We start from the raw sequence: 16,376 nt of genomic DNA on the forward strand, positions 1-16,376 counted from the left end.
TGCGATGTTGCGAATGTTGCGAATAGCTTCTCGGTAGGGTGAACGCGATCGGCACCGAGGAGATTCGATGAAGAAGATGTACGCGGGAGCGCGGCTGCGACGGCTGCGGGAGGAACGAAACCTGTCACAGTCCGCACTGGCGAAGGCACTCGAACTCTCCCCCAGCTATGTCAATCAACTGGAGAACGATCAACGACCGCTGACGGTGCCCGTCCTTCTCAAGCTCAACGCCGAGTTCGATCTCGACGTGCAATTCTTCGCCTCCGATTCCGACGCACGCCTGGTTGCGGACGTTCATCACGCCTTGGCCGAAACTTCGGAATCTGGAGACGTATCTCTGGCCGAGGTGGACGAATTGGTGGCCCGCATGCCGGCGGTCGGACGCACCCTCGTGATGTTGCACCGCCGCCTTCACGCCGCGACAGAGCAGTTGGACCAGTTCTCGACGCAGTTGTCCGGCGAACCAGCGTCCGATGTGTCAATCGTACCGATGCCCTACGAGGAAGTTCGGGACTTCTTCTACGACCGAAAGAATCACATCGCCGTTCTGGACGACGCTGCCGAGCAGATGTTCCTGGACAACGGATTGTCCGTGGGCGCAGTGGATTTGCAACTGGCACGACTACTTCGCGATCAGCACGGCGTCACCGTGACGATCCGTACCGACGAACCCGACAAGCTCGGCCCCAAGCGTTACTACGATCCGAACAAGTCGGTCCTCACACTCGCCCGTCGTCTGTCGGCAGGACAACGCGCGTTCCAGATCGCAATGCAGTTGGCCTTCTTCACGCAGGCCGACGTGATCGATTCCCTTGTCGCCGAGGATGAATCATTGAGCGCCGAGTCCGCAGCGCTGGCCCGCGTCGGACTCGCACACTACTTTGCCGGCGCACTGCTACTCCCGTACACCCAATTCCTGCAATCCGCTGAGGCCTTGCGGTACGACATCGACCTGCTCAGCCTCAAGTTCGAGGTCGGCTTCGAGACAGTCTGCCACCGGTTGTCCACTCTCCAACGACACGGCCAACGCGGCATCCCTTTCTTCTTCGTCCGAACCGATCGCGCCGGAAACATCTCGAAGCGTCAGTCTGCTACCGCCTTTCACTTCTCCAGAGTCGGAGGCAGCTGCCCGCTGTGGGTCATCCACGAGGCATTCGCGAGCCCAGGTCGCATCCTCACTCAGGTCGCGAAGATGCCCGACGGCCGGACATACCTCTGGGTGGCGCGCACTACCCACAGCGGCGGACTCGGGTACCTCGCACCCGAGCGCAACTTCGCCGTCGGACTCGGTTGCGACATCGGCTACGCCGATCGCATGGTCTACTCACACGGAATTCAGACGGACGACCCCGCGACCATCGTGCCGATCGGCGCGGGGTGCAAAGTCTGTGACAGGCCAGCGTGCTCTCAACGCGCCTTCCCCCAACTCGGCCGCTCGATCTCCGTCAGTGAGAACAGCAGCAGCCATCTTCCGTATCCGCAACAATAGGGCGCAAACAATAGGGCGCACCGACTCCACCTGCAGTTTCCCGGAGCTACGACGCTCTTCTGCTTCCATGGACGTCATGCAACCCGATGCCGTGACCCCTCGTCGACTGGTTCTTCGCCGCCTTTCGGCCGTGGCCGGTGTGGCCGGCATCGTGACTGGTTTGGTTGCCTTGATCGCAACTCAGTCGGACGTCGATCACAACATCGTGATCGTTCTGGCGTCGGTGGCGCCCTTGTTGATGATTGCTCCGCTGATCGGTGCCGTCGTCTCGGGTATCGGGCGTCAGTGGATCGTGTGCGCCGCCTCGATCCTCGTCCTTGGGTTGTTCGGATGGTCTGTGAGCCCGCTGTACATCGGCGGAACTGGGGAGTCGACGTCTGCGAACGGTCCATCGATTCGAATCATGCAGGCCAACTTGATGGTCGGTGCAGCGGATCCGGAGTCGCTTGTGGCGATGGTCCGCGAACGCGAGGTCGACGTGGTGACGGTCCAGGAGTTGACGTACCAGGAAGCCGACGCGCTCAAAGCCGCCGGGCTTGACGAGGTTCTGAGCCACCAATTCCTCGTCCCGTACACCGACGGTGGTGGCGGGGCAGGAATCTACAGTCGCTTTCCACTCTCCAATCCGCGTAGCCTCGACGGATTCTCACCCGAAACGCTGTCCGCAGAACTGAATGTCGGCTTGGCGCAGCCAGTCACATTGTTCGCCGTGCATCCGGCACCGGCGTACATCTCACCGCCTTCGGTGTGGGCGGACGAGCAGCGAAGGCTTGGGTCTTACATGGACAAAGTCGCCGGACGGGACAACGTGATAGTGAGCGGCGACTTCAACGCGTCGTACTCGAACAAACAGTTCCGGAATCTTCTCACGAACGGATACACCAGCGCCGCCGACCAATTGGGTTCCGGCCTGATCCCGACCTATCCGACCGACAAGCGGTATCCGGCGGTGGTCGGTATCGACCACATCATCACGAAAGGCGCCGTGGCGACATCCTTGGAACGGATCGAGATCGAGGGATCCGATCACCACGGCCTGATTGCCGACATCACGTTGTCTTGAGTAAATACTGGATTGAGCAAGCACCGGGGCATGGTTGTGCCCCGGCGTATTCGTCAGTTGTCGCGGTTCACGCCGCTGTCGGTGGGCTGTTCCCGCCGATCGGCTGCTGATACGGATCGATCGACATCGGCGGATAGAACACCGATTTCCGATCGGGCCCGATCTCCACCCGCCACTCCGTGTGATGCAGCGTCCGGTGATGATGACCGCACAACAAGACCAGATTATCGAGATCTGTTGGGCCACCATCGTTCCAGTGAACAATATGATGAGCATCGCACCACCCCGACGGAGTTCCGCACCCCGGAAACGCACACCCACCATCACGAACCGCCAACGCCCGCCGCTGGGGTACCGTCGCGGTCCTTGCTTCTTTGCCGCAGTCGAGCGGAACACCGTTCTCATCCAGGAGGATCCGCGTTACCGTGCAGTCGCACGCCAACATCCGCGCGGTATCGATACTGATCGGACCTACCCAATCCGTCCACGCGAAACCCAGTTCCTGAGTCGACGGCAGTAGATCCTTCAAGGCTTTGAGGTCCGTCATGTCTTTCGCAGACGCAGTCACCGTGATGTGCGGTTTCACCCCGCCCTCGATCGGACCCAACCCCGCCCGCTCGTACCGGCGCAACAATTCGCAGAACCCGTCCGCCCGCCGCAGTGCCGGAGTGCGGGTGTCTTTGACACCGTCCTTCTCCGGCGTCGGAGCCGACAGACTCGACAACAACGTGATCAACCGTGCCCCGTTCACCGCATCCAGATCACCCTTCACCGACACGCGCCCGTACAAGCCCTTCGACGCGTAGAACTCGTTACGCTCCGAATCCTCACCCACCGGAACCCCGTCTTCGCGCTTGCCGTACTGCTTCTCGATCCGCCGAATCGCCGCCCGCACCGCATCACAATCGGCAATGTTCTGCGACGCCAACCCCAACAGAATCCCGCGAGCCTTGTCCACATCCGCCGGCGTCATGTTCTTCGGTGGATGCTGACAAAACGACGCCACCTGCCGCGCCTTCAACGCATCCACGTCACCACGATGAAACGCATCGCCCACCACGGGTTCGAGCATCAACAACCGCGCCAACCCGACCAGCAGACTGCACTCACCGATCTCCAAATTCGTCGAACCATGCAACCACAGCGCGATCGCCCGAAAACCCTTCCCACCGAGAACCTCACGGGAAAACATCTCCACGATCAACAACACCAACCGCGACTGCAACTCGTGCCGGACACGCACCAGATCCAGAACCTCACTCTTGAGGTCCTCACCATCCAGCTGCCACGCTCCCCGACTATCCATGCCGAAAGTTTAATCGAACATACTTTCGAGAACCAGAGACAAAACGGACAACTTCAAAAAGGTGCGCGACTCGAGACCTGTTGAAGTACAGGCTCGTCCACGACTGATACAGCGCTAGGTCGGAGTGACTATCGCAAAGTTCGGATCCGGCTCGTCGAGGTATCCGGCAAGTTCTGCGAGCTTCGCCGGGTCGCCGGAAACCGAGATGGTTCCATTCGCAATCTCGGCACCCAAGTCCACACCACCGAGCAGCACACCGAGTAAGTCGCGCCGACTCAAACTGAACATCGCATCCACAGACCCAGCATCTGCAGACCCACCTTCCACGTCGAAATGGATCAGAACTCCGTTGCTGAGTTCCGTTCGGTGAACGATGTTTTCGTCAGTGATGTTCCAATCGACGACGATGTGCGAGCCCGCTGCGCGCACTCCATCCACGCGCAGCGATACTGCATCGAAGACTTGACTTACCGACAGCGCTGCGGTGATGTCGGGCGCCGCGGCAACCGTGGGCGTCCCCACTGAGCCGTTGCGCAGTTCGTATGCACCGGTGAGGTAGAAGTTCCGCCAGGTGCCGTTCTCGGCGCCGTACCCGAGTTGCTCGAAGGTATCGGCCTGCAGATTCTTGGCCTCGACGTTGTCCGGTTCAGCGAAGACCACGTAGTTCACCACCTGCGCAACCCAGCGAAAGTCGCCGCGCTCGTACGATTCCCGAGCTTTCCGTAACACTTCTGCTGATCCGCCCATGAACTCCACGTGACGCTTGGCCGATTCGACGGGTGGATGCTCCCACAGATGCGCAGGGTTACCGTCGAACCAACCCATGTATCGCTGGTAGATGGCTTTGACGTTGTGACTGACGGAACCGTAGTACCCGTGCGTGTGCCACGCTTGCGCCAATGCAGTTGGCAGCTCGATCGATTCGGCGATCTCGAGACCGGTCCACCCCTGATTGATTCGACGAAGTGTCTGATCGTGAAGGTACCCGTAGAGGTCGCGCTGCAATGACAGGAACTCGGTGAGCCGTTCGGTCCCCCACGTCGGCCAGTGGTGGGACGCAAACAGAACGTCGGATCGTGAGGCGTAACGATTGATCGATTCCGTCAGGTACGCAGACCAGACGTGAGGATCTCGTACCAGGGCACCGCGAAGCGTGAGCAGGTTGTGGAGAGTATGAGTTGCGTTCTCCGCCATACACAGTGCGCGCAAATACGGGAAGTAGAAGTTCATCTCGGACGGGGCCTCGGTTCCGGGCGTCATCTGGAATTCGATCCGAACGCCGTCGATCGTCTCCGTGTGACCTGTCTTCGAGATCGACACCGTCGGCGAAATGAGCGTCGGTGTGCCGGTTGAGGTGGTCTGCCCCAACCCGGCTCCGACGCTACCTCGGGGACCTCGGGGTAAGGCCGCCCCGTACATGTAGGCCGCGCGTCGAGCCATTGCCGTTCCCGCATAGACGTTTTCCTCGACCGCGTGCTCCACGAGCCCGGTGGGTGCGACGATCACGCATCGCCCGGCGGCGACGTCGTCGTCGGTGGTCACACCTTTGACCCCGCCGAAGTGGTCGATGTGCGAATGCGTGTAGATCACCGCGACTACTGGTCGATCACCACGGTGTTCCCGGTACAACGCGAGCCCGGCAGCAGCGGTTTCCCGGGAGATCAGTGGATCGATGACGATGATTCCGGTATCTCCCTCGATCAACGTCATGTTCGACAGATCAAGTCCGCGAATCTGATAGATCGAATCCGTCACCGCAAAGAGTCCCTGCTTGGCGACCAACTTCGACTGACGCCACAAGCTCGGATTGACCGTTGGCGGGCAGTCCTCGTCAAGGAAGGCGTAGGAATCGTTGTTCCACAGGACTTTCCCGTCCGAATCGGCAACCAGCCCCGGATCGAGCGCGGCGACGAAACCCCGCTTCGCCTCGGTGAAGTCGGCGTCGTCGGAGAACGGTAGAGTCTCGGCGACTCGGGCGTTCGCGGCTTCGATTGCGGCCGATGCCGCACGTGGGTCGATCATAAGTCAGCCTTTCACGCCGAATTGCGGCAATGCGCATTGCCGCAATTGAAGAGAACAGCAGGGCTAGCTCAGCAACTGCGCCTTTGCCGCCGCGAACTCGGCATCGGTCAACACGCCGGACTGATGAAGCTGTCCCAACTCCTGCAGCTTGGAGACCAGATCGTCCGCGCCTGAAGGGGGAACGGACTGCACGGGGGCGACCTGCTGCTGCGGCGGCGGCTGTTGCTGCTGGTACTCCTGCTGATATTCCTGCTGCTGCTCGCTGGCCTTTCGTTGACTCCGTCGATCCATGGCGTTGGACGTCGCCTTTGCGGTTCCAGCCACTACCGCCGTGCGCGCCACCGTGCCGAGCAACCCCGGCCGCCCTCTGCGTCCACCTCGAAAAACCATGCCGAACTCCTTGGGTAATTGTCGCTACTGAAATGCTGCTTCGACCGCTGCGACGACTACCTCGCGCGGTATCTGAACGTGAAGGACTACGTCGCCGCCGCCACCGCGAACCGTCGACGCGAGCTCACGCGCCCACGTCTGCTCGTAGACGATGACTGCGGCTGACGTTCCTGGTTCGAGTGACTCACGGACCACGTCCAGGTCCTCGTCACTGATCAATGCCTTGGCTTCGATGGACAGAATCGCCAGTCCGATGTCGGTGAGATCTTCGTCGACGTCGATCTGCGACACCTGTCCGTCCGCGTCCTTGGCGATGTACACGAGGTCGAGCAGAGTGACAAAACCTCGTTCCACCACGTTCTGCAGCGCGGCGACAGCTTCAGGATCCACAGTTGAACCTGGGAATGCCAGCACCACGAGCTCGACCGGTCCGATGTTCATTGCGTCGTTCATCCATCAAGCCTGGTGGCTCGGACGCTTGGGAACCTCACCCGCAGGGGATGAATTACCCGATGCGATCGAGTTATTTGTTGCGACGAATGACTTCGCGAATCGGCCGTACGCGTACGCCTTCTGCTGCGAGGGCGCGCCGGGCTTTGCCTCGGGTGACGAGCACGCCGACGATGCCGAGAACCCAGACCGGATATTGCACCATCCAGGCGACGCGGAATCCGTCGAACGTGTACCCGCCCATGTGCCCGAGGATGACGCCCATCACTTGAATCACGATGAGGGAAGCGAGGAATCCCCCGATGTTGACCATGCCCTGGGCGGTGCCCATCGCCGAACTCGGATTGGATGTGCGCGCGTAGTCGAAGCCGATCACCGAACCCGGCCCACCCACCGAGATGACGACCACCAGGATCGTCAACAACCAAAGCGGAGACGGTTCGCTTCGTGAAAGCACGATCGTCCACATGAGCGCGCTGGCCACCATGATGGTGAGAACCAACCACGATCGACGCATGGGATAGCGACCGGTGAGAATACCGAGGATCGGGCCGGCCACGATTGCCGAGATGACTGACAGCGTCAGCAGCGAGCCGACCGTCGTGGAGTCGAGGCCTTGAGCCGATTTCAGGTACGGCACACCCCACAGCAGCGCGAACGTCGTGATCGAGAACTGAGTCCCCATGTGGCTGAAGAACCCGAGTCGGGTGCCGGGCCGCATCCACACCGTCTTGATCTGTCGCCCGATCTCCTTGGCGCCGGCCGGCACGGCGACCACGTCGGCACCGGGAGGCGCGTCGCGGATGACACTCAACGCCAGCGCAAACGCCAACAGTCCGACAGCGGCAGCGCTGCCGTAGGCAAAAGTCCAGCCCGGTCCGGACAACAGCAACATGAACGGAAGCGCAGACATCACCTGGCCCAGCTGACCGAGGATGCCCGTGAACTGCGAGACCAACGGCACCTGCCGGGGCGGGAACCACTGCGGTACCAACCGCAACACCGAGATGAAGGTGAGTGCATCCCCGGCACCGACGGCAATACGTGCACCGATCGCGACGGGCAGCGATTCGGTGAAGGCGAGAGCCAACTGCGCGGACATCATGATGAACGCACCGACTGCGATCATGATCCGCGAACCGTAGCGGTCGAGGAGGACTCCCGCCGGAATCTGCATGCCGGCGTACACGACGATCTGCAGCACGACGAAGCTCGACAGAACGCTGGGCGAGATCGAGAACCGATCAGCAGCAGACAGACCCGAGACGCCGAACGAAGTGCGGTGAAGCACGGCGATCACGTAGGCAAAAACACCGACACCCCAGACCAACCACACTTTTTTCATCGGGTCTGTATGTTACTCCTGTCTTTCGCAAGGCTCAGGACATGATTATTCGCGGCCCTGAGACACCCAATTCAGATCGGCCGAACGGAAGCCTTCGGTGATCGCGGCGAGGGAGTCGAGGCGAGCGATCTGGTCTTCGCTCAAAACGATGTCCAACGCTCCGGCGTTTTCGGTGACTCGTGCAGCGAACCGAGTGCCGGGAATCGAAACGGAAGGCAACCCGTACTGGCGGCCCTTGGCATCGAGCCATGCCAGGGAAACCTGTGCAGGCGTCGCGCCGAGCTCCTCACCGACGGCGCGGACCACGTCGAGAACCTTCTGATTGGCGGGAAGTGCGGAGTCCGAGAAGCGGGGGAAGCGTCGGCGTAGGTCGTTGTCACTGAGCGTCGCCGCATCGAACGATCCCGCCAAGAAGCCTCGGCCCACAGGTGAAAAGGGCACGAACCCGACTCCGAGTTCCGCCGCGGTGGGTACTACCTTGTTCTCGACGTCACGGCTCCAGATGCTCCATTCCGACTGGATCGCCGCGATCGGATGTACCCCGTACGCACGACGCAGTTCATCGCCGGTCGCCTCGGACAGTCCGATGTTGCGGACCTTGCCCGCCTTCACCTGCTCCGCGATCGCGCCGACGGTGTCTTCGATCGGCACGTTCGGGTCGACCCGGTGCAAGTAGTAGAGGTCGACATGATCGACGCCGAGTCGTCCCAGAGACTCGTCGAGTGCCCGCGGCACGTAAGCCGGGTCTCCGTTGATCCCGCGCTGACCGTTGGCGATGTTGCCGACCAGACCGAACTTGGTCGCCAACTGCACTTCGTCCCGGCGGTCTTTGAGAAGCTCTCCCACCGCACGCTCACTCGAGCCCTCGCCGTACACGTTGGCGGTGTCGATGAACGTGATCCCGATGTCCACCGCATGGTGCAGCGTGGCGAGCGCCTCGGCCGGATCCACCGGGCCGTAGACCGGGGCGACGGACATCGCGCCGTATCCCTGGGCGCTGACAGTGAGACCTTCGGCCAGAGTGACGGTGGGGACGGTCATGAAAACTCCTCGATTCGACTGAGCGACAACCCCGACAGTCTTCACCGAATCGAAGCCTCACGCACCGATTAACGTCACGCTGATCGGGTTACCCTCGAGTGATGGCATTCGATTGGCTCGAACTCGTACTCACCGCCCACCGCGAATTCGGTTCACGACTCGCTGCGGTCGAGGACTGGAACGCACCCACGCCCGACTCCGACTGGCACGTTGAACACCTCGTCCGCCACGTCATCGAGGAGCAGCAGTGGGTACCGCCGCTCCTGGCCGGACTGACGGTCGGCGAGGCGACACCGGACATCGTTCCCGTCGGGGACGACCTGTGGACCGAATGGCAGAAGTACTCCGATGCCGCAATCAAAGCGTGGAAATCGACGGACCTCAGTGCCCACGTTCACCTCTCGTACGGCACGGTGAAGGTGGAACCCTATCTGCGCCAGCAGACCTCGGACGTCACGATCCACACCTGGGACCTCGCGCGAGCGGTCGGAGCAGACGAGCGACTCGATCCAGACCTCGTCGAGGCCGTCTGGTCCGACCTCGACGGGCAGCGCGACATGCTCGCCGAGAGCGGACTCTTCTCCGATCCCGTCGACCTCCCGGACGATGCGTCGTTGCAGGACAAGCTGATTGCCCTGACCGGTCGCGATCCTCGTTAGACGTTCAGCGACACACCCGTCGTGCGGGCGACGCCGTCCCAGCCGCCGGCAGGTGCACCGAGGCCGAGCAGAGCCGCAACCGTCGGCGCGACGTCGATCGTGCGAGCCTGCGTGTCGATCTTCCGTCCACCGTCCAGAGCGGGATGCCCGCCGCTGAGGAAGAACGGAATGGGCAGTGTCACGAAATGGCCGTGGTTGCCGGGAATCGGGTTGGACAGTGGAGTCGGATCACTGAACCGCCAGCCCTGAGCGCAAAACGCAACGACGTCACCGGCATTGGTGCCGAGATCGAATTCGGCGGGGAGGTGGCTGGATTCGACGCCGTCCACACCATCCACGATCTGCTGAATCCGGCTGACGGCTTCCGCCCGTTCGCCATCGGGTCCGATGAAGTAGATCAGGTCTGCGCCACCGTTCTGGGCGATTCGAATCTTGCCTGCCAGCAACGGGTCCGCGTTCAGCGGTCGATCCAAGCCGATGAGCCGCGCGGGCTCCGACCAGTCCATGGAGTGGTCGGCCAACACGATCAGAATGCTCCGATTCCAGCGACCCGTGTCATGAAGGAAGTCGACGAAGCGGCGAACCTGGTTGTCGGTGTTCTGAAGTGCAGCCGTGCGAGCGATCCGGATGGACGGACCGGACAGATCCAGGTGCCCGACCCGATCGACGTCACCGAGGTTGGTGAACGAGAGCCGCGGCGAGTTCCCGCCGACGATACGGATCAAGGCGTCGATCGTGAAGTTGTCCGGCGCATGCTCGGTACCGGGAACGAGCGGCTGCGGATCCCACACCAATGAGGCGCGGTCACCGAACAACCCGTGCAGGTAGCGCTTCGACAGCACACTCGCAGTGGTCAATCCGAGTTCGGTGCGCACCCGATCCAGAACCGTCGATGCCTGCAGGTCGGAAGGCCGATCGAGGTCACGCTTCTTGTCGATGGCCGGATCGTAGACGGAGTTGGCGGGTACACCCGAACGCGCCGGCAGCACTCCCGTCATCATCGCCGTGTGGTTCGGCAGCGTCTCTGCGATCGTGATGGCACTGGCGTCCGGGTAGTGGATACCGCCGGCCGCAAGCCCGGTCAGCGTCGGGGTGAGCTCCGATCGCAGCTCGTCCGGCCGCATGCCGTCGACGACTATGACATGCACGTCCAGGTCTGGGATTCCGGCGCTGGTGGGAACACTCGCGCGAGCGGGCGTTCCGAGCAATGCCGTTCCGGCGACAACACTTCCGCCGATCAGAACGCTACGACGCGAAACTTCGATGCTCACTGGTCGACTCCTGGTCGGTACGAGGCCTGATCGAGGGCGGCCGAGGTGGGTGAGACTCTACTGCCCGCGCCTGCCGGAAGACGGTAGCTCACGGCGTAGTGCGCATTGCTCTGCGGATTGGTGAGATCGTCGACGTAGTACCAGTCCATCTGAGTACCTTCGCGGGCGATTTCGAATACGCCGTAGCCGTGCGAATCCAGTTCGACGTACCGCACGTGTCGGTTCACGGCCTTGAATGCTTCTTCTGCCGCAACGGTTACCGTGCGCGGTGGCACTTTCAGCATGTCGTCGATATTGGGCGACGTCACCGACGGGACGACGAACTCGGCGCCGACGGTCGGCCCACCCGGATAGTTGGCGGCGTTGGTCGGTAGGTCGCAGGCCCACGACGTGTGGATGTCACCGGTGATGAAGACGGTGTTGTCCACACCGTTCGAGGTGATCGCGTCGAAAAGCCTGGTGCGGTCGGCGGTGTACCCGTCCCACTGATCCGTGTTGTACGGGACACCGGCCTGCGGCACACCCACCAGTTCGGTCAACGCCGCGGTGGTCGCCGGTTCCAGCGGCGGGAACACGCAGGGCGTGATCATGACCGGATTGCCGACGACCTTCCACTGCGTCGGGGAGGTGACGATTCCGTTGGTCAACCAATCCATCTGTGCGCGTCCGGTAATGGTGCGCGACGGATCGTCGACCTGCTTCATGGTCGGTTGCTCGTCGCGGTAGGTACGCAGATCGAGCATCGAGATCTCGGCCAGATTCCCGAAGCGGAACCGACGATACAGCTGAACGCTCGAACCATTACCCGACGGGCGGACGGGCATCCACTCGAAATATGCCTTGGCCGAGTTGGCCTTTCGATCTGCCCAGTCACCTTCGACACCGGGAGTGTGGTTTTCGGCGCCGTCCCGGTACGCGTTGTCGGCCGATTCGTGATCGTCCCACGTGGTGATGAACGGGAGCTTCAGGTGCAGAGCTGCCAGATCCGGGTCTGTCTTGTACTGCGCGTGCCGAATTCGGTAGTCGGCCAGCGAAATGATCTCGTGGGCCGGCTCGTGAAGGCGAACGGATCCGTTTCTCGCGCCGTACTCCCCCTGCCCGTACTCGTAGATGTAGTCACCGAGGTGGATGATCGCGTCGAGGTCTTCGCGGAATGCGAGGTGACGATAGGCACCGAAATACCCCGCCTCCCAGTTGGAGCAGGACACCACGCCGAAGCGGAGACGATCGAGATCTGCCGAGTTCGACGGAGCCGTGCGGGTGCGGCCCACCGGAGAAACAGCCGAACCCGCAGTGAATCGGTACCAGTACGTCGTCGACGAATCGAGTCCGGTGACGTCGACCTTCGCGGTGTGATCGGAATCCGCCGAAGCAGCAACACTTCCGGACGCAACGACGCTCGCGAACCCCTCATCGGTCGCGACCTGCCAGTTGAGAGTCACCGCCGGCCCGACGCCGGAACCGGGCGTCGCGTCTGCCGTCGGGGTGATGCGGGTCCAGATGATCACCGCATCCGGCAACGGGTCACCGGATGCCACGCCGTGCGCGAAGCCCGGGCTGCCACCCGGAACCTCGGCACCGGCGTGGCTCGCCGAAGCGACACCGAGACCTACTGCGCCGGCGAGGGCCGCCGATCCCTGCAGCAGGCCACGTCTGGATATTCGATCGAAGGCATTCGTGTGCACGCTAGGAGTGAACCCGCACCTGAACGGGCGTTCAAGAGAGCTTCGGGATGTTCACCCAGGCTTCGCCTGCGCTTCTCTGGAAGTTTGATCGAGTCGATCCCGATTACAACCGGTAATCGAGGGCCGAGCCTCGAACCACACCGACCTTGACTCCGATGTAACCGCCGAGTGCACCCCCGGCCGCGATCAGGATCCAGAACGCCGGCGGAAGCAGAGCCTCGGACCCGTCGACCTCGGAGAACGCGGAATAGCCTGCAATCAACGCGCCGAACAGGATGGGCAGTATCAGCAGAGCGGCAAAGAAAGTCACCCACACCCGATGCGACGAGTCTATTCACGACGGACGGCGTTTGTCGGCAAGTCGAGTCGCTCGTCTGCCGGAAACACACCCCGCTGACGCCTATGCTTGGAAAATGACCGAACCCGACATCAAGCCCAGAAGTCGTGACGTCACCGACGGACTCGAAAAGACCGCAGCGCGCGGCATGTTGCGTGCAGTAGGAATGGGCGACGACGACTGGGTCAAGTCGCAGATCGGCGTCGCCTCGTCCTGGAACGAAATCACGCCATGCAACCTGTCCCTCGATCGCCTGGCCAAGGCCGTCAAGGAGGGCGTACGGGAAGCCGGCGGGTTCCCTCTCGAATTCGGCACTATCTCCGTCTCCGACGGCATTTCGATGGGGCACGAGGGCATGCACTTCTCCCTCGTCTCCCGTGAAGTGATCGCGGACAGCGTCGAGACCGTCATGCAGGCCGAGCGTCTCGACGGATCGGTCCTTCTCGCCGGCTGCGACAAGTCGTTGCCCGGCATGATGATGGCGGCGGCCCGCCTCGACCTCGCCAGCGTGTTCCTCTACGCCGGCTCCACCCTCCCCGGCGTCGCCAAACTTTCCGACGGCAGTGAGCGGGAAGTCACCGTCATCGACGCGTTCGAGGCGGTTGGCGCCTGCTCGCGTGGGCTGATGAGCCGCGCCGACGTCGACACCATCGAACGGGCGATCTGCCCGGGCGAAGGCGCGTGCGGCGGCATGTACACGGCAAACACAATGGCGAGCGCCGCCGAGGCCATGGGAATGTCGCTGCCCGGCAGCGCTTCACCGCCCGCACCGGATCGTCGCCGCGACGGCTTCGCCCGCGAGAGCGGCAAAGCCGTCGTCGAACTCCTGCGTCGAGGTATCACCGCGAGGGACATCCTCACCAAGGAAGCGTTCGAGAACGCCATTGCAGTAGTCATGGCATTCGGCGGATCCACCAATGCGGTGCTCCATCTCCTCGCGATCGCGCACGAAGCGTACGTCCCGCTGACGCTCGACGACTTCGCTCGCGTCGGCGCGAAGGTCCCGCACCTCGCCGACGTCAAGCCTTTCGGAAAGCACGTCATGACGGACGTCGACCGTATCGGCGGCGTCCCCGTGATAATGAAGGCATTGCTCGACGCGGGACTCATGCACGGAGATTGCCTGACCGTCACCGGTAAGACCGTGGCGGAGAATCTCGCGCACATCACCCCGCCCGATCCGGACGGCAAGGTCCTGCGGGCGATGAACAAGCCCATTCACCCCACCGGAGGCATCACGATCTTGAAGGGGTCACTCGCGCCCGGCGGCGCGGTGGTCAAGTCGGCAGGATTCGAGTCTGATGTATTCGTCGGCACTGCACGGGTTTTCGAACGCGAGCGCGCCGCGATGGATGCTCTCGAGGACGGCACCATCACCGGCGGTGACGTTGTCGTCATCCGCTACGAAGGCCCGAAGGGTGGTCCCGGCATGCGCGAGATGCTGGCCATCACGGGCGCGATCAAGGGCGCGGGTCTCGGCAAGGACGTCCTGCTGCTGACGGACGGACGATTCTCGGGCGGCACAACCGGCCTGTGTGTCGGACACGTTGCGCCCGAGGCCGTCGACGGCGGTCCCATCGCGTTCGTTCGCGACGGCGATCAGATCCGGCTCGACGTGGGTACCGGACAACTCGAATTGTTGGTCGACGACTCCGAATTGGAAGCCCGCAAGAAGGGCTGGGAGCCGTTGCCGCCTCGCTACACACGTGGTGTATTGGCCAAGTACTCCAAGCTCGTGGGATCAGCCTCGGGTGGAGCAGTGTGCGGCTGATCCCAGCCCGCCGCTAGATCGGCCGGTACCCGGCGCCGACACCTCCGTGGGCATTGATCGTGTCCACGATGGAGGTCATGTTGGTGCCGAGTTCCGGCCCCAGGCACGGCACCCAGAGGTAGGCGTTGACCATCGCGACCAGCGTCGTCCCGACCGTGACCGGGGCTCCCGAATCACCGTGGTCGACGCAGATCTGAGTCCAGGTGGATGCGTCGGCGCTCAGGTCTCCCCAGACGACGCCGCAGGTCGTGCCCGTCGTACGGCCTTCCTTGCAGGCTGTGGCCGGGAAGCTGGCTGGAGCGCCGATCGAGGTGATGGTTGCCGCGCCCACCGTTCGAACTGGTGTGACCTTGCCCGGATCGAACTGGATGACCCCGTAGTCCAGGTCCGGGTTCGACTCGACGAACGTGCCGACCACGCCTGCGTCCTCGTTGCTTTCCGGGATCACGAACGATCCAGGACCACCGCAGTGACCTGCGGTGATACCCACGAGTCTGCCGCCGTTGTCGTGACCGATAGTGGTCAACGTACAGACCAGCTGATTGTCGATGATGATGCCCGAACCACCACCCATGGGCGTGGGTGCAGCAACAGCGTTGCTGCTGACGATGAACCCGAGTCCGAGTGCCAAGACCAACGCTGCCAGAGCCGAAACAATTCGCTGCAACATCACAATCTCTCCGCCGGTAATCTCCCCGCTGCAAAAAACGCATACCCCGGAAAGTGCGGACCTACGCAGCGTTTCTAGTCGGTAGCTCCGAGCGCTTCGAGCATCTTGCGTGCCTCCTCGAGCTGACGACTCAACTCGTCGACTCGCGCTGCAGCCATGTCCCGTGCAGCGACGATGATGGACTCGACAGCCTCGATTGCGGTGGGCTCACCCAACTCGCGGACAGCTCGCTCGACCGCATCGGGTGCGACCGGAACTGCTTTGCCCGGACGCTTGGCGCCCTGTGTGACCGTCACGCTCCAGTCGTTGTCCGCGCCCGCATGGATCGTGACGCTGATGCCGGCCGGCAGTTTCTTCGCACGCTTGACGGCCGGACGAGGTGTCGCGGCAGGGGCAGCAGTGGTAGTCGGTACCGGAGCGGGTGCAGGCTGCGCACGCGGCTTCGGTCGAACAGGCTCTACGAGTGGCTCCATCAGGGGCTCGGACTCCACAACTGGTTTGGGCCGTGGCGCCGGTTTGGCCGGTGCCGCGGAGACGCGGTTGATGCGCAATTCCTCTGCCTCGAAAGGCAATTCGTCGTTGACGCCTTTGGGGCGGATCATCACGGTGTTGCCGTCCACCGACACGACTTTCGCCGAGGTACCGGCTTCGATCCCCAGGCTGGGAGTCGCCTCGCGCAGATAGACGGTGGCGCGCTTGCCTTCGGCGACAGCCGTGGCGAGCGCTGCCAGATTGTCCGCAGTGAGGTGATCCGGCGTTGATGCGGCAGCGCCGGAACGTCTACGGGGTGGCATGCGCAGGTCCTTTCAGAAGTATCTCGTGCATTTCGGTATCGACAGTGCTTTTCTCGGGGCAACTCTTGCACAAGCCACCGACG

At 62.5% G+C, this 16,376-nt stretch carries 15 protein-coding genes; 4 read left to right on the top strand and 11 right to left on the bottom strand.

The features are described 5' to 3' along the window. The first annotated feature begins 67 nt into the window (after positions 1 to 67). Both RHP72_RS24270 and RHP72_RS24275 read left to right on the top strand, forming a co-directional pair. Entirely contained in the window at positions 68 to 1,489 is a 1,422-nt protein-coding gene (locus RHP72_RS24270; protein ID WP_311093926.1) for a short-chain fatty acyl-CoA regulator family protein, read from the top strand. Between the two features lie 67 nt (positions 1,490 to 1,556). Beyond that, entirely contained in the window at positions 1,557 to 2,552 is a 996-nt protein-coding gene (locus tag RHP72_RS24275) for an endonuclease/exonuclease/phosphatase family protein (protein ID WP_064074311.1), read from the top strand. A 67-nt stretch (positions 2,553 to 2,619) separates the two neighbouring features. On the opposite strand, the gene RHP72_RS24280 is transcribed toward RHP72_RS24275, so the two are convergent. The 6 genes from RHP72_RS24280 to RHP72_RS24305 all read right to left on the bottom strand — a co-directional run bounded on the left by RHP72_RS24280 (position 2,620) and on the right by RHP72_RS24305 (position 9,106). Next, positions 2,620 to 3,858 (bottom strand): HNH endonuclease signature motif containing protein, encoded by a 1,239-nt coding sequence (locus RHP72_RS24280; RefSeq protein ID WP_064074310.1) that lies wholly within the window; start codon positions 3,856 to 3,858, stop codon positions 2,620 to 2,622. A 114-nt stretch (positions 3,859 to 3,972) separates the two neighbouring features. Next, entirely contained in the window at positions 3,973 to 5,880 is a 1,908-nt protein-coding gene (locus RHP72_RS24285; RefSeq protein WP_075834389.1) for an alkyl/aryl-sulfatase, read from the bottom strand. Positions 5,881 to 5,943: 63 nt separating this feature from the next. Next, positions 5,944 to 6,270: an SHOCT domain-containing protein gene (locus RHP72_RS24290; protein WP_003939954.1), complete on the bottom strand. Its 327-nt coding sequence runs from the start codon at positions 6,268 to 6,270 to the stop codon at positions 5,944 to 5,946. 24 nt (positions 6,271 to 6,294) lie between these two features. After that, entirely contained in the window at positions 6,295 to 6,723 is a 429-nt protein-coding gene (locus RHP72_RS24295; RefSeq protein WP_007732604.1) for a DUF6325 family protein, read from the bottom strand. Between the two features lie 70 nt (positions 6,724 to 6,793). Then, positions 6,794 to 8,065 (bottom strand): MFS transporter, encoded by a 1,272-nt coding sequence (locus tag RHP72_RS24300; RefSeq protein ID WP_311093927.1) that lies wholly within the window; start codon positions 8,063 to 8,065, stop codon positions 6,794 to 6,796. A 45-nt stretch (positions 8,066 to 8,110) separates the two neighbouring features. Next, entirely contained in the window at positions 8,111 to 9,106 is a 996-nt protein-coding gene (locus RHP72_RS24305) for an aldo/keto reductase (RefSeq protein WP_042924858.1), read from the bottom strand. A gap of 101 nt (positions 9,107 to 9,207) precedes the next feature. On the opposite strand from RHP72_RS24305, the gene RHP72_RS24310 reads away from it, so the two are divergent. Beyond that, entirely contained in the window at positions 9,208 to 9,765 is a 558-nt protein-coding gene (locus RHP72_RS24310; RefSeq protein ID WP_007732609.1) for a TIGR03086 family metal-binding protein, read from the top strand. On the opposite strand, the gene RHP72_RS24315 is transcribed toward RHP72_RS24310, so the two are convergent. The 3 genes from RHP72_RS24315 to RHP72_RS24325 form a co-directional block, all read right to left on the bottom strand. After that, on the bottom strand, positions 9,762 to 11,036 hold the full coding sequence (locus RHP72_RS24315) for an alkaline phosphatase family protein (RefSeq protein ID WP_007732611.1): 1,275 nt from the start codon (positions 11,034 to 11,036) through the stop codon (positions 9,762 to 9,764). The two genes, RHP72_RS24310 and RHP72_RS24315, sit on opposite strands and share 4 nt — an antisense overlap. Beyond that, the gene (locus RHP72_RS24320; protein WP_064074308.1) at positions 11,033 to 12,721 is read right to left on the bottom strand and encodes an alkaline phosphatase; all 1,689 of its coding nucleotides are present in this window, start codon (positions 12,719 to 12,721) and stop codon (positions 11,033 to 11,035) included. Before RHP72_RS24320 ends, RHP72_RS24315 begins: the two co-directional genes overlap by 4 nt. Before the next feature lie 103 nt (positions 12,722 to 12,824). After that, positions 12,825 to 13,031 carry a hypothetical protein gene (locus RHP72_RS24325; RefSeq protein WP_223304509.1) on the bottom strand — a complete coding sequence of 69 codons (207 nt, stop codon included), beginning with the start codon at positions 13,029 to 13,031 and terminating at the stop codon, positions 12,825 to 12,827. Between the two features lie 103 nt (positions 13,032 to 13,134). On the opposite strand from RHP72_RS24325, the gene ilvD reads away from it, so the two are divergent. Further along, positions 13,135 to 14,829 (top strand): dihydroxy-acid dehydratase, encoded by a 1,695-nt coding sequence (ilvD, locus tag RHP72_RS24330; RefSeq protein WP_003940201.1) that lies wholly within the window; start codon positions 13,135 to 13,137, stop codon positions 14,827 to 14,829. A gap of 13 nt (positions 14,830 to 14,842) precedes the next feature. On the opposite strand, the gene RHP72_RS24335 is transcribed toward ilvD, so the two are convergent. Next, complete coding sequence (locus RHP72_RS24335) at positions 14,843 to 15,499, bottom strand: S1 family peptidase (protein WP_007732621.1); 657 nt, start codon at positions 15,497 to 15,499, stop codon at positions 14,843 to 14,845. 74 nt (positions 15,500 to 15,573) lie between these two features. After that, positions 15,574 to 16,293 carry a DUF6319 family protein gene (locus RHP72_RS24340; protein ID WP_003940205.1) on the bottom strand — a complete coding sequence of 240 codons (720 nt, stop codon included), beginning with the start codon at positions 16,291 to 16,293 and terminating at the stop codon, positions 15,574 to 15,576. Positions 16,294 to 16,376 lie beyond the last annotated feature (83 nt).

Source organism: Rhodococcus sp. SG20037 (assembly GCF_031763325.1).
In the GTDB taxonomy this organism is placed as follows: Bacteria; Actinomycetota; Actinomycetes; order Mycobacteriales; family Mycobacteriaceae; genus Rhodococcus_F; species Rhodococcus_F qingshengii.